The organism is Streptomyces sp. NPDC088747 (genome assembly GCF_044751025.1).
In the GTDB taxonomy this organism is placed as follows: domain Bacteria; phylum Actinomycetota; class Actinomycetes; order Streptomycetales; family Streptomycetaceae; genus Streptomyces.
The window spans coordinates 118,657-134,455 of the sequence record NZ_JBIVKZ010000004.1 but is presented as its reverse complement, the minus strand read 5'-3'; the positions used below and the strand labels follow the sequence as shown (position 1 = coordinate 134,455).

Below are 15,799 nucleotides of genomic sequence, written 5' to 3'. Positions count from 1 at the left end.
GTTCACTCTTCCCGCGTCGTGTCATCGAGACCGGCGCCTTCAAGCGCCAGGGTGATAAGGCTTTCCGCGTCCATCACGTCGATCGAAACCTCGTCGGCGAGAGTGTCGGCCGGGTCCGGGGCGTGCTCCTGCGCTCCGCCGAGTTCGAGCAGGCTGTCCATCAGTCCCGCGTCGCGCAGACGGCTCAGGGGGATGGTCCGCAGGATCCGCCGGACCGCCTCTTCACCGGCGTCGGCCCCGCCCTCGTCGGGGGCCAGCTCCGCCGCGATGTGAGCAGCGAGAACGCGGGCGTTGGGATAGTCGAACACCAACGTCGCCGACAGACGAAGGCCGGTCGCCGAGTTGAGGTTGTTGCGCAGTTCGACCGCGCTGAGTGAGTCGAAGCCGAGTTCGTTGAAGGCCCGTTCCGGCTCGATCGCGTGGTGGCCGCGATGTCCGAGCACCCCGGCGGCGTGTGTCCGGACCATCTCCAGCAGCGCCTCGTCGCGCTCGTCCGGAGTCAGCCCGTTCAGTCGGTGCAGCAGCGCTTCGGCCGCGTCCGTTCCGGCATCGATGATCCGCCGGGACGTTCTGCGCGCGAGGCCCCTGAACAGATGGGGCAGCTCTCCGTCCGCCGTGGCGAGGGCGTTGAGGTCGATCCGTATGGGCATCAGTGCCGCGATGTCCAGGGTGCTCGTGGTGTCGAGCAGCGCCAGTCCCTCGTCGGTGGACAGTCCTTCCACCCCGGACCGGGCGATCCGCTTGACGTCCGCGTTGTCCAGACGGGCGGCCATGCCTCCCGTGTCCGTGTCCCACGGCCCCCAGGCGAGTGACTGGGCCGGCAGACCGTTCGCCCGCCGGTGTACGGCCAGAGCGTCCAAGTAGGCGTTCGCCGCCGCGTAGTTGCCCTGTCCCGGCGCCCCAAGCACGCCCGCCGCCGAGGAGAACAGGACGAACGCCGAGAGGTTCATGTCCTGCGTCAGCTCGTGCAGATTCCAGGCGGCATCCGCCTTGGGACGAAGGACCGCGTCCATACGCCCGGCGGTCAACGACGAGATCACCCCATCGTCCAACACCCCGGCCACATGCACGACACCCGACAGATCACGACCAGCCAGCATCCCCGCGACCGCATCCCGGTCCGCGACATCACAGGCCACCGCCTCGACTTCAGCACCCAACTCCAGCAGGGCCGCTGTCAGTTCCGCCGCACCTGGAGATTCAGCACCCCGGCGGCCCACCAGCACCAGATCCCGAACCCCGTGGGTCGCCACCAGATGCCGCGCCACCACACCACCCAGCGCACCGAACGCACCCGTCACCAGAACAGCACCAGCACGGTCACTGCTGCCATCGTCGGCTCCGGTCCCGGCCCCGGCGAACACCGACGGGACCTCCTCCCGCGCCTCCACCGCGACCCGCGCCAACCGCGGCACGTAGTGGCGACCATCGCGGAAGGCGATCTGCGGCTCACCGGACCCCAGGGCCGCCAGTGCCGCCGGAATCTCCGTCACCCGGTCGAGGTCGACCAGGACGATCCGCCCGGGATGCTCCGACTGCGCCGACCGCACCAGACCCCACACCGCCGCACCCGCGAGATCGACGAGGTCCTCATCACCCACGGCGACAGCACCCGTGGTCGCGATCAGCAGCGTGGACGTCAAGTAGCGGTCTTCGGCCAGCCAGGCCCGTACGACCGCGAGAACCTCGTGCGTGGCCTCCTGCGCGGCGGCGGCGTTCGCTCCGCCGAACACCGGGAGCACCACGGCGTCCGGGACCGTGTCGTCGGGCTTCAGCGTGTCCCACAACGCCCAGGCCATCTCGTCGGTCCGAGTCGGCTCGATCGGCGTGGTCGGCGCGATCGCCGCCCATTCCACGTTGAAGAGCGACTCGTGGAACCGGGGCGTCGCGGCCGACAGCCGTTCCGGCGCGATCTCGCGCAGCACCAGTGACTCCACGACGGCCACCGGACGCCCGGACATATCGGCCACCCGGAAGGACCGGGCGTCGCTACCGGCCGGGGCCACGTGCACCCGAAGTGCCGTGGCACCGGCGGCGAACAGTTCCACGCCGGACCAGGCGAAGGGGAGGGCCACCCCGTCACCGGCCACTTCGTCCAGCGCGAGCACGTGCAGCGCTGAGTCCAGGAGCGCCGGGTGCAGCCCGAAGCCGTCCACCGCCTCCGATTCGGGAAGCGCGACCTCCGCGAACACCTCGTCCCCGCGCCGCCACGCCGCCTTCAACCCCCGGAACACCGGGCCGTACTGCAATCCGGCTTCAGCCAAGCCGCCGTAGAGACCGTCCACTTCAACCGGTACGGCGTCTGTCGGCGGCCACTGCCGCAGGTCGAAGGCCGTGTCCGTTCCGGCGGCGGAGAGCGTTCCGAGCGCGTTGCGCGTCCAGGGGGCGTCGATGTCCGTACGGGAGTACACCGACACCGGGCGCTGCTCGGCCTCACCGGCCGCACCGACTGTCACTTGAACGAAGGCGTGGCCGTCGGCCGGCAGGACGAGCGGTGCCTCCAGAGTGAGTTCCTCCAGTCGGCCACATGCCACCTGGTCCCCCGCACGGATCGCCAGCTCCACGAAACCGGTGCCCGGGAACACGGTGACTCCGCCCACGGCGTGGTCGGTCAGCCACGGTTGCGCGTGGACCGACAGACGCCCTGTCAGGGCAACGCTGTCCGCGTCGGGCGACGGGACGACCGCGCCCAGGAGGGGGTGCTCGGCCGATCCGAGTCCCATCGAGAGGGCGTCCCCGCCGATCTGCGAATCCACCAACCAGTACTTCTCGCGCTGGAACGCGTAGGTGGGAAGGTCAACACGCCGGGCGCCACGACCCTCGAACAACCTCGCCCAGTCGACCGAGACACCACCGGCGTGAAGCCCTCCTATGGCCGTCAACAACGTCTCGGTCTCGCCATGCTCCCTACGCAGCGTCGGCACCACCAGCACGCCACCCTCGCGCCCGTCCACAGCAGCGCGCACCATCGCGGACAGCACCCCGTCCGGGCCCAGTTCCACGAAGCGGGTGACACCCTCCTCGCGCAGTGCCTCAACCCCGTCGGCGAAACGGACCGCCTCGCGGACATGCCGCACCCAGTAGTCGGCCGACCCGTGATCCTCCGCCAACCGGCCCGTCGCATTCGAGACCATCGGAACTGCCGGTGTGTTGTAAGTGACGTTCTTGGCGACCTCGCGGAAGTCGTCCAACATCGGTTCCATCAGCGGCGAATGGAACGCGTGCGACACCCGCAGCCGGGACGACTTGCGGCCCGCAGCCGAGAAGTGACCGACTATCCGGTCGACTTCATCCTCCGCGCCGGAAACAACCACTGAATCAGGTCCGTTGACGGCCGCGACAGCTAGAGACTCGGGATTCAGCAGCGGTAGGACCTCGTCCTCCGTCGCCTGCACCGCCGCCATCGCACCACCGGGCGGCAGCGCCTGCATCAACCGGCCGCGCGCAGCCACCAACCGAGCCGCGTCACCGAGCGAGAACACCCCGGCCACATGCGCCGCCGCCAACTCGCCGATGGAGTGACCCGCCAGGAAATCAGGCCGCACACCCCACGACTCAAGCAACCGGAACAACGCCACCTCGACAGCGAAAAGCCCCGCCTGCGCGAACACCGTCCGGTCCAACAGATCAGCCCGACCCCACATCACCTCACGGAGCGACACACCCTCCAGATGCAGATCCAGCTCCGCACACACAGCATCGAACGCCCCCGCGAACACCGGGAACGCCTCATACAACTCCCGCCCCATACCGACCCGTTGCGCACCCTGACCCGAGAACAGGAACGCCGTCCGACCGGAGGCCGCGGCCCCCTGCACCGTTCCTCGACCAGCGGCGCCCTCTGCGAGTGCGTCCAGCTCGGACAGCAGTTCGTCGCGACCCCGGCCGATGACCACCGCACGGTGTTCCATGGCGGGACGCGATGTCGCCAGGGAGAGAGCGACATCGGCGGTGTCCAGACCCGGGTGGGCCGTGAGGTAGGACCGCAGCTTCTCGGCCTGGCCGCGCAACCCGTCGTCGGACCGGCCGGAAAGTACCCACGGGACGACCGGGAGTTCGCCCGCCGATTCCTCGCGCTGGGCCACTGCTTCGACGGGTGGTGCCGCTTCGACGATGACGTGGGCGTTGGTGCCGCTGATCCCGAACGACGAGATCCCCGCCCGACGCGGACGCCCCTCCTCGGGCCACTCCCGCGCCTCCGTCAGGAGTTCCACCTGTCCCGAGGCCCAGTCCACCTCGGGGGTCGGCTCATCCACGTGCAGCGTCTTCGGAAGCACACCGTGGTCCATCGCCTTGACCATCTTGATGATCGCGGCGACTCCCGCGGCGGCCTGGGTGTGACCGATGTTCGACTTGATGGACCCCAGCCACAGCGGCGGCCCGTCCGCCCGGTCCTGCCCGTACGTCGCCAGCAGCGCCTGCGCCTCGATCGGGTCACCCAGCGTCGTGCCCGTACCGTGCGCCTCGACCGCGTCCACGTCCGACGTACTCAGACCCGCGTTGGCGAGCGCCTGCCGGATGACGCGGCGCTGCGACGGACCGTTCGGCGCGGTCAGCCCGTTCGACGCGCCGTCCTGGTTCACCGCGCTGCCACGGACAACTGCCAGCACCGGATGGCCGTTGGCGCGCGCGTCGGACAGCCGCTCCACCAGCAGCATCCCCGCACCCTCACCCCACGACGTCCCGTCAGCCGCAGCCGCGAACGACTTCGCACGCCCATCACGTGCGAGCCCCCGCTGCCGGCTGAACTCGATGAACGTCTCCGGAGTCGCCATCACCGTCACCCCACCGGCCAGAGCGAGCGAGCACTCCCCCGACCGCAGAGCCTGTATGGCCCAGTGCAGTGCGACGAGCGAAGAGGAGCACGCGGTGTCGACGGTGACGGCGGGACCCTCAAGTCCGAGGGTGTAGGAGATGCGTCCCGAGGCGACCGAGCCCGTACTGCTGTTGTGGGCGTAGTCGTGGTACATCATTCCGGCGAAGACACCCGTCGAACTGCCCCGCAGCGTCGAGGGATCGATCCCCGCCCGCTCCAACGCCTCCCACGAAACCTCCAGCAGCAGGCGTTGCTGAGGGTCCATCAGCCACGCCTCGTTCGGGCTGATCCCGAAGAACCCGGCGTCGAACCCGGCGGCGTCGTAGAGGAATCCGCCCTCGTTCACGTAGCTGGTGTGGGGCCGTGCCGCCTCTGGGTCGTAGAGCCGGTCGATGTTCCAACCGCGGTCGGCCGGGAAGGCCGAGACTCCGTCGGCGCCGCGCGCGACCAGATCCCAGAGGTCCTCCGGTGACACGACGCCGCCGGGGTAGCGACAGGCCATGCCGACGATCGCGATCGGGTCGTCGTCGACCGGGACCCGGGCGGCCATGGGCTGACCGTTGGAGGGCGCGAAGCCCATGATCTCGTCGACCAGGTGTTCGGCCAGCGTCAGCGGTGTCGGGTAGTCGAACACGAGCGTCGCCGGCAGCCGCAGGCCCGTCACCTGGTTCAGCCGGTTGCGCTGCTCGACGGCCGACAGGGAGTCGAAGCCGAGGTCGCGGAAGGCCCGTTCCGGCTCGACGCGGTGCGGGTCGTCGTATCCCAGTACCGAGGCCGCCTGGACGCGGACGGTCTCCAGCATCACCGGCACTCGTTCGGGAACGGGCAGCGCCGCGAGACGGGCCCGCAGAGTCGCCGCCGAACCCGTCCCCGTCGCGGCGGTACGGCGGGAGCGCCCCACCAGGGCGCGCAGTACGTGCGGCAGTGTGTCGCCCGCGGCGGCCAGTGCCCCGACTTCCAGGCCGATCGGGACGAGCAGGGAATCGGTGGTCCGCAGGGCGGCGTCGAAGAGCCCGAGGCCCTGTTCGACGGTCAGCGCGTGGACCCCGGACCGGCCCATCCGCTGTACGTCGCCGTCCTCCAGCCCGCCGGACATCCCGGTCTCGGTGGACCACAGGCCCCATGCCAGCGACCGGCCCGGCAGACCGCGCGCTCGCCGGTGGGCGACCAGGCCGTCCAGGAACGCGTTCGCCGCCGCGTAGTTCCCCTGCCCCGGCGCGCCCATCACACCGCCCGCGGAGGAGAACACCACGAACGCCGACAGATCCATTTCACAGGTCAGTTCGTGCAGGTACAGGGCGCCCAGCGCCTTGGGGGCGAGTACCGTACGCATCCGCTCGGGAGTCAGGGACCCGATCACTCCGTCGTCGAGGAGTCCGGCCGCGTGGACGACCGCGGAGAGGTCACGGCCGGCCAGCAGCTCGGCCACCGCGTCACGGTCCGCCACATCGCAGGCAGCCGTCTCCACATCCGCGCCCAGCGCGGCCAGTTCCGCGCTCAACTCCGCGGCGCCGGGGGCCTGTCCGCCTCGGCGGCTCGTCAACAGCAGTCGTCGTACGCCGTGTTCGGTCACCAGGTGGCGCGCCACCAGCGCTCCCAGCCCCCCGGTGCCGCCCGTGATCAGGACCGTCCCCGTGCCGAACGCCGTTTTTTCGTCGCCCGATTCGGCTCCGACGACCGCCCGTGCCAACCGCGGGACGTGACCGGCGCCGGCCCGGATCGCCACCTGGGGCTCGTCGGCGGCCACGACGGCCGCGACCATCCCCGACAGGTCGGTGAGTTCGTCGATGTCGGCGAGCAGGAACCGGCCCGGGTCCTCCGACTGGGCCGATCGGACCAGTCCCCAGATCGCCGCGCCGGCCAGGCAGGAGACGTCCTCGCCCTCGAGTGACAGCGCGCCCGAGGTGACGACCAGGAGCCGCGACGCCGCGTACCGCTCCTGCGCCGACCAAGCCTGCAGAGCAGCGAGCACCTGGTCCACTACGTCGGTGAGTTCGCCGTCCGCGACAGGCAGCACGACGACTTGCGGTACGTCGGCCACATCGGCGACGGAGTCCCACAGACCCCAGGTGACCTCGTGGCCCTCCCTCGCGGGTGCCGCCGAGGGCCACTCCAAGCGGTACAGGGAGTCGTGCGACGTCGGTACGGAGGCCGTCAGTTGTTCCGGCGAGACCGGGCGCGACAGCAGGGACTCGACGGACAGCACCGGCCGCCCGTCCTCACCCACGAGCCGCAGGGAGACCCCGTCGGCCCCGACGGGTGCCAGCCGCGCCCGGACGACCCGGGCACCGGACGCGGACAGTCGTACTCCGTTCCAGGCGAACGGAAGCAGCAACTCGCCCTGGCCCGCCCCGATCCCGGCCACCAGGCCCGTGTGCAGGACCGCGTCCAGGAGTGCGGGGTGCACACCGAACCGTGCGGCTTCCTCCCAGGCGTCCTCGGGCAGGGCGACCTCGGCGAACAGTTCGTCCCCGCGCCGCCACACCGCCCGCAGCCCCTGGAACAGCGGTCCGTAGTCGTAGCCCGCCGCGGCCAGTTGCTCGTACGCGCCGTCCAGCGGGAACGCCGCGGCCCCCTCAGGTGGCCACTCCGCGAGATCCATGTCAGTGGCGGGGGCATCGGCCGTGAGTACGCCGGTGGCGTGCCGCGTCCAGGGCGCGTCGGGCGGGCCCTCGCTGGGCCGCGAGTGGATGCCGACGGGCCTGCGACCCGTCTCGTCCGCCTCGTCCACCACCACCTGCACGGTGACACCACCGTGCTCGGGCAGCACCAGCGGTGCCTGGAGCGTGAGTTCCTCCAGCGTCCCGCTGCCGAGGTGGTCCCCCGCGCGGATCGCCAGTTCGACGAGTCCGCTGCCCGGGAACAGGAGCTGGCCCAGCACCCGGTGGTCGGCCAGCCAGGGCCGTGTGCCGACCGACAGCCTGCCCGTCAGTACGGCACCGCCCGAGTCCGGCAGCGTGAGGACCGCACTCAGCAGAGGGTGATCGGCGGGCAGCAGTCCCGCGCCGGAAAGGTCGCCCGCTTCGGCCGACGCCTCCAGCCAGTACCGCTGTCGTTGGAAAGCGTAGGTGGGCAACTCCACGTCTGCGGGCGGGCGTTCACCGTAGAGCGCCCGCCAGGTGACGGGTACACCGCGCACGTGGAGCCGCCCGACGGCGGCGACCAGGGTCACGGCCTCGGGGCGACCGGGCCGCAGGGCCGCCATCGCCGTGATGTCGGATCGCGGAGCGCCCGTCGTCACGACGTCGCCGGTCGTCTCCTCCACGACGGCCTGGGTCATCGCGGTCAGTACGCCGTCGGGACCCAGTTCCAGGAACCGGTTCACGCCCGCGGCCAGCAGTGTCCGCACACCGTCGTAGAACCGAACGGCCTGCCGCACGTGCCGCACCCAGTAGTCGGCCGACCCGAGTTCCTCCGCCAACCGGCCCGTCACATTCGAGACCACCGGAATGGTGGGCGCTTTGAAGGTGACGCTCTCGGCGACCTCGCGGAAGTCGTCCAATATCGGGTCCATAAGCGGGGAGTGGAAGGCGTGGGAGACCCGGAGTCGAGATGTCTTGCGGCCGAGAGCGGTGAAGTGCCCGACTATTCGGGCGACTTGAGTTTCCGTCCCGGACACGACTACCGAATCAGGTCCGTTGACTGCCGCGACAGCCACCTCCGCGCTCTCCAGCAGCGGAAGGACCTCATCCTCGGTGGCCTGGACGGCGGCCATCGCGCCATCGGCCGGCAACGCCTGCATCAACCGACCGCGCGCAGCCACCAACCGAGCCGCATCACCGAGCGAGAACACCCCCGCCACATACGCAGCCGCCAACTCACCGATCGAATGACCCGCCAGGAAATCAGGCCGCACACCCCACGACTCAAGCAACCGGAACAACGCCACCTCGACAGCGAAAAGCCCCGCCTGCGCGAACACCGTCCGGTCCAACAGATCAGCACGACCCCAGATCACCTCACGGAGCGACTCACCCTCCAGATGCAGATCCAGCTCCGCACACACCGCGTGCAACGCCCCCGCGAACACCGGGAACGCCTCATACAACTCCCGCCCCATACCGACCCGTTGCGCACCCTGACCCGAGAACAGGAACGCCGTCCGACCGGAGGCCGCGGCCCCGCGCGCCGTGTCGGGCCCTGCGGTGTCCTCGATCAGTGCGTCGAGGCCGGAAAGGAGTTCGTCGCGGTCGCGGCCCACCACGACCGCGCGGTGGTCCAGGAGTGCCCGCGTCGTCAACAGCGAGTGGCCCACGCCTGACGGGTCGAGGTCGGGCCGGGACAGCACATGGGCGCGCAGCCGTTCCGCCTGTCCGAGCAGACCCTGCTCGTCGCGTCCGGAGATCACCCAGGGGACGACCGGGAGCGGGGTCGGCGCGGGCTCCTCGGTGTGGGCGGGGTCGGACGCCGCCTCGATGATGACGTGGGCGTTGGTGCCGCTGACCCCGAACGAGGAGATCCCGGCCCGGCGCGGTCGGCCGTACTCCTCCCACTCCCGGGCCTCGGTGAGCAGTTCCACCTCGCCCGACGTCCAGTCCACGTGCGGGGTCGGCTCATCCACGTGCAGCGTCTTCGGAAGCACACCGTGGTCCATCGCCTTGACCATCTTGATGATCGCGGCGACTCCCGCGGCGGCCTGGGTGTGACCGATGTTCGACTTGATGGAACCGAGCCAGAGCGGGCGTCCGTCGGGCCTGTCCTGCCCGTACGTCGCCAGCAGCGCCTGCGCCTCGATCGGGTCACCCAGCGTGGTGCCCGTACCGTGCGCCTCCACCGCGTCCACGTCCGACGCGTTCAGACCCGCGTTGGCGAGGGCCTGCCGGATGACGCGGCGCTGGGACGGTCCGTTCGGCGCGGTCAGCCCGTTCGACGCGCCGTCCTGGTTCACCGCGGTGCCACGGACGACCCCCAGCACCCGATGGCCATGGGCGCGGGCGTCCGAGAGCCGTTCCACCAGCAGCATCCCCGCGCCTTCTGCCCACGAGGTGCCGTCGGCCGCGGCGGCGAAGGACTTCGCACGCCCGTCACGCGCGAGTCCCCGCTGTTCGCTGAACTCCACGAAGACGTCGGGGGCCGCCATCACCGCGACGCCGCCGACCAGCGCGAGGGAGCACTCGCCCGAGCGGAGCGACTGCACCGCGAGATGCAGAGCCACCAGCGAGGACGAGCAGGCGGTGTCCACCGTCACCGCCGGGCCCTCAAGACCCAGCGTGTACGAGATGCGTCCCGAGGCCACCGAGCCCGTATTGCTGTTGTTCGCGTAGTCGTGGTACATCATCCCGGCGAACACGCCGGTCGAACTGCCCCGCAGGGTCGTGGGATCGATCCCGGCGCGTTCGAGTGCCTCCCAGGAGACCTCCAGCAGCAGTCGCTGCTGCGGGTCCATCCAGCGGGCCTCGTTCGGGCTGATGCCGAAGAATCCGGGGTCGAAGTCGGCGGCGTCGTGCAGGAATCCGCCCCGGTCGACGTAACTGGTCCCCGGGCGGGAGCCCTTGGGGTCGTAGAGGCGTCCGACGTTCCAGCCCCGGTCGGAGGGGAACGCCGTGATGCCGTCGATCCCCGCCTCGACCAGGTTCCAGAGGTCATCGGGGGTGGTGACTCCGCCTGGATAGCGGCACGCCATGCCCACGATCGCGATGGGGTCGTCGTCCGCGAAGGCCCGTACAGCGACCGGTGCGGCGCCGGCCGCCTCGCCCAGGCCGGAGATCTCGTCCGTCAGGAACCGGGCCAGGACTGTCGGGGTCGGATGGTCGAACACCAGCGTCGCCGGCAGCCGCAGGCCGGTCACCTGGTTCAGGTGTCCGCGCAGTTCCACGGCGGACAGGGAGTCGAAGCCGAGTTCGCGGAACGCGCGCTCCGCCCCGATGGCCCCGGGGTCGTCGAAGCCGAGCACCAACGCCGCCTGGGCGCGGACGATCTCCAGGACCGCCGCCCTGCGGTCGTCCTCGGGCAGCGGGGCGAGGCGTTCGCGCAGCACACCGGCGGCGGCCGGGCCGGACGCCACGCGCCGCCGTGAGCGGCCGGTGTCCAAACCCCTGAGTACGTGCGGCAGTTCACCGGCGCCGCCGACGAGTGTGGCGGAGTCCAGCGCGATCGGGACCAGGAACGGTTCCGGCCGGGTGGTGGCGGCGTCGAAGAGTGCAAGCCCTTGCTCGGCGGTGAGGGCGCGGACACCGGAGCGCGCCATCCGGCGTACGTCCCCGTCGTCCAGGTCACCTGCCATCCCGGTGGCCCACAGTCCCCACGCCAGGGAACGGCCCGCGAGGCCCAGCGCGCGCCGGTGCTGGGCGAGGCCGTCCAGGAAGGCGTTCGCTGCCGCGTAGTTGCCCTGTCCGGGTGAACCGAGGACGGCCGCCGCGGAGGAGAACACGACGAACGCCGACAGGTCCATGTCGCGGGTCAGTTCGTGCAGATACCAGGCGCCCATCGCCTTCGGCGCGAGCACCGCGTCCAGCCGTTCCGGGGTCAGGGACGCCACCACACCGTCGTCCAGGACGCCGGCCGCGTGGACTACGGCGGAGAGCGTTTGCTCGGCCAACAGCGCCGCCAGGGACGCCCGGTCACCTACGTCGCATGCGGCCACCTGGACGTCAGCGCCCAACTCAGCCAGTTCCAGGACCAGTTGGGCGGCGCCCGGTGCGTCCTGGCCCCGTCGGCTCGTCAGCAGCAGGCTCCGTACCCCGTGGGCCGTCACCAGGTGCCGGGCCAGCAGCGCGCCGAGTTCGCCCGTTCCTCCGGTGATCAGCACGGTCCCGGTGCCGAATCCCTCGTCCGGTCCGGTTACCTCGTCCTGTCCGGCCCCCTCCTCCGCTCCGGATCCCTCGACAGGTCCGGAAGCGGCCGGGCCCGACAGCCGTGCCAGGCGCGGGACTCGGGCAGCACCGGCTCGTACGGCGGCCTGGGGTTCGCCCAGTGCCAACGGCACCAGCGCGGCCTGGTCGTCCGGAGCGTCGGTGTCCACCAGCACGATGCGGTCGGGATCCTCGGACTGCGCCGAGCGGACCAGGCCCCACGTCGCCGCCGCCGCGAGGTCGGTGACGTCCTCGCCGTCCACCGACACCGCGCCCGAGGTGACGACCAGCAGTCGGGACGCCGCGAACCGCTCCTCGGCCGTCCACGCCTGCACCACCGCGAGCACCTCGCGGGTGACGGTACGGACCTCGCCGGCTCGCACCGGCAGAACGACGACGTCGGGAACCGTGTCGCCGATCTCGTCCCACGGAGTCCAGCTCAGCTCGCCCGGGGCCGTGGGCACCGGCGTGGGAGTCCAGTCCAACCGGTACAGGGAGTCGGCGGAGGCCGTCGCGGTGACGGCGAGTTGATCGGGCGACACCGGGCGGGCCACCAGAGAGTCAACCGTGGCCAGGGGACGCCCCGCGCCGTCGGCGAGGCGCAGTGCCACGCCGTCCGAACCTGCCGGGGTCAGTCGCGCGCGGACCACGGACGCGCCCGCCGCGAACAGCCGCACCCCGTTCCACGCGAAGGGGAGGACCAGGTCGTCGCCGGCGTCCCCGGAGACCGCGCTCGTGTGCAGGACGGCGTCCAGCAGCGCCGGATGCAGACCGAAGCGGAGTGCGTCGTCCCAGGCGTCCTCGGGCAGGGCGGCCTCGGCGAACAGTTCGTCGCCGCGCCGCCACACCGCCCGCAGTCCCTGGAACAGGCGTCCATAGCCGTAGCCCTTGTCGGCGAGGCGCTCGTACGCGCCGTCCACCGGTATCGGGGTCGCGCCGGGCGGCGGCCAGGCGGTCAGGTCGAAGGAGGGGGCGGCCGTGTCGGGGGCGAGCGTGCCTGCGGCGTGCCTGACCCAGACCTCGTCGCCTGCTCCGTCGCCCGAGCGTGCGTAAGTTCCCTCGCGGGAAGGGGAGTTGCCGCTCCCGCCCGACCGGGAGTAGATCCCGACGGGGCGCCGTCCCGCGTCGTCCGCGCTCTCCACCACCACCTGGACGGTGACGCCGCCGTGGTCGGGCAGGACCAGTGGGGCGTGCAGGGTCAGTTCTTCGACCGTTCCGCAGCCGACGCGGTCACCGGCCTGGACCGCCAGTTCCACGAACGCGGTACCGGGGAACAGCACGGCGCCGCCGACCATGTGGTCGGCGAGCCAGGGCTGGGTGCCGGGCGAGACCCGCCCGGTCAGGACGGCTCCGCCTCCGTCCGGAAGCGTCACCGCCGCCGCAAGCAGTGGGTGCTCGACCCGCTGGAGACCCGCCGCGGCGACATCGCCCTCGACACCGGTTCCTTCCAGCCAGTAGCGGCGACGCTGGAACGGATAGGTCGGCAGGTCGACGCGGGAGGCCGCGCCGAGCAGCGGTTTCCAGTCCACGGCCGAGCCGCGTACGTGGAGACGGCCGAGCGCGGTGAGCAGTTCGGCGGCCTCGGGCCTGTCCCGGCGAAGGACCGGGACGACGAGCGTGCTGTCCTCGGAGTCGTCCAGGCAGGCTCGGGTCATGGCCGACAGCACGCCGTCCGGACCCAGCTCCACGAACTGGCCGACTCCCGCGGCCAGCAGTGTCCGCACCCCGTCCTGGAATCGGACGGTGCCGCGGATGTGGCGTGTCCAGTATTCCGCCGAGCCCAGGTCCTCGGCCTGGCGGCCGGTCACGTTCGAAATGACGGGGATCGTCGGCGGGAAATAGGAGACCTCCTTCGCGATCTCCTGGAATTCGGCGAGCATCGGCTCCATCAGCGGCGAATGGAAAGCGTGCGACACTCGCAGCAGGCTGACCTTGCGTCCGAGGCCTTCGAAATGCCCGGTCACGCGATTCACGGCTGCCTCGGAGCCCGAGACGACGACCGCGTTCGGGGCGTTCACCGCGGCGATGTCGATATCGCCGCCGAGGTGTCCGGCGACCTCGTCCTCGGTCGCCTGCACGGCGGCCATCGCGCCGCCCGGCGGGAGCGCCTGCATCAGCCGGCCGCGTGCGGCCACCAGCCGGGCCGCGTCCGGGAGCGAGAACACGCCCGCCACGTGCGCGGCGGCCAGCTCGCCTATCGAGTGACCGGCGACGTAGTCCGGAACGACGCCAGTGGATTCCAGGAGCCGGAACAGCGCCACCTCGACCGCGAAGAGGGCGGCCTGGGTGAAGGACGTCCGGTCGAGCAGCTCGGGCTCGGACCAGAGCACCGCCTTCAGCGGCCGGTCCAAGTAGGGGTCGAACTCGGCACAGACGGCGTCGAGCGCGTCCGCGAACACCGGGAACGCCTCGTACAGTTCGCGTCCCGTCCCGACCCGTTGCGAGCCCTGACCGCTGAACAGGAACGCGGTCCGCTCCCCGGACGTGGCGACACCGCGCGCCGTGCTCCCCCGTTCGTCGGGGGATTCGTCGGCCAACTCGTCGAGTGCGGCCAGCAGTTCGTCGCTGTCACGGCCGACGACGACCGCCCGGTGTACCAGCGCGGCACGGCCGGTCGCCAGCGAGTACGCCACGTCTCGGTGGTCCAGGTCGGGATGCCCGCGAAGGTGGGTACGTAGTCGGTCGGCCTGGTCGCGCAGACCCGCGTCGTCCCGCGCCGACAGCGGCAGGGGGACGGTCCCGGGCGGACTCGCCGACGGTTCGCGGGGCTCCGCGTCCGGTGCCTGTTCGAGGATCACGTGGGCGTTGGTGCCGCTGATCCCGAACGAGGAGACTCCCGCCCGGCGCGGTCGCCCGTCCCGTGTCCATTCCCGCGCCTCGGTCAGCAGTCGGACATCGCCCAGCGACCAGTCGACGTGCGAGGTCGGCTCGTCCACGTTCAGGGTCTTCGGCATCACGCCGTTACGCATCGCCTGGACGGTCTTGACGATCCCGGCGACACCTGCGGCGGCCTGCGTATGGCCGATGTTCGACTTGACCGAGCCCAGCCACAACGGCGACCCCTCCGGGCGGCCCTGTCCGTAGGTCGCCAGCAGCGCCTGGGCCTCGATCGGGTCACCCAGTACCGTTCCGGTGCCGTGCGCCTCCACCAGGTCCACGTCACGGGTGCTCAGTCCGGCACTGGCCAGGGCCTGTTCGATGACCCGCCGCTGGGACGGGCCGTTCGGCGCGGTCAATCCGTTGGACGCGCCGTCCTGGTTCACCGCCGAGCCGCGTACCACCGCCAGTACCGGGTGGCCGTTGGCCAGCGCGTCCGACAGTCGCTCGACCAGCAGCATCCCCGCGCCCTCGCCCCACCCCGTGCCGTCGGCGGCGGACGCGAACGCCTTGATCCGTCCGTCCGGGGCGAGACCGCGCTGCCGGCTGAACTCGATGAACGTCTCGGGCGTCGCCATCACCGTCACGCCACCGGCCAGCGCCAGCGAACACTCCCCCGACCGCAGGGACCGCACGGCCCAGTGCAGGGCCACCAGCGACGACGAGCACGCCGTGTCCACCGTCACCGCGGGACCTTCGAGGCCCAGCGTGTAGGAGATGCGTCCCGACGCGATCGCTCCGGTGCTGCTGTTGAACGCGTAGTCGTGGTAGTTGACCCCGGCGAACACACCCGTGGGGGTGCCCCTGTACGTCGACGGGTCGATGCCCGCCCGCTCGAACGCCTCCCACGAGATCTCCAGCAGCAACCGCTGCTGCGGGTCCATCGTCAGCGCGTCGTTCGGCCCCACGCCGAAGAACGCCGGATCGAAGTCCCCCGCCTCGTGCAGAAAACCGCCCCGGTCGACGTAGCTCTTGCCGGGACGGCCGGGCTCCGGATCGAAGAGGTTGGCGACATCCCAGCCGCGGTCGTCCGGCAGGCCCGAGAGTCCGTCCCGTCCCTCCGCGACCAGTTGCCACAGTTCCTCGGGCGAGGAGACACCGCCAGGGAAGCGGCACGCCATTCCCACGATCGCGACGGGCTCACGCTCACGCTCCTCGATCTCGGTGATGCGACGTCGCGCCTCACGCAAATCCGTCGTCGTCCGTTTGAGATAGTCGAGGAGTTTTTCCTCATTACTCATCCCGGCCACCTCGCGCTTGATCGACCAGCGTTGACGTCCACATTGAAACCGCACTCAAACAGCAATCAAGTGGA

General features: G+C 71.0%; 1 protein-coding gene. It reads right to left on the bottom strand.

Going from position 1 to position 15,799, the window contains the following annotated elements; genetic code table 11:
• Positions 1 to 2 precede the first annotated feature (2 nt).
• On the bottom strand, positions 3 to 15,725 hold the full coding sequence (locus tag ACIP79_RS11825; protein WP_401222243.1) for an SDR family NAD(P)-dependent oxidoreductase: 15,723 nt from the start codon (positions 15,723 to 15,725) through the stop codon (positions 3 to 5).
• Between the last annotated feature and the right edge of the window lie 74 nt (positions 15,726 to 15,799).

What these genes read in the sequence shown, in the direction of transcription:
- ACIP79_RS11825 (WP_401222243.1), bottom strand. Translation starts at nt 15,725, where the DNA reads ATGAGTAATGAGGAAAAACTCCTCGACTATCTCAAACGGACGACGACG.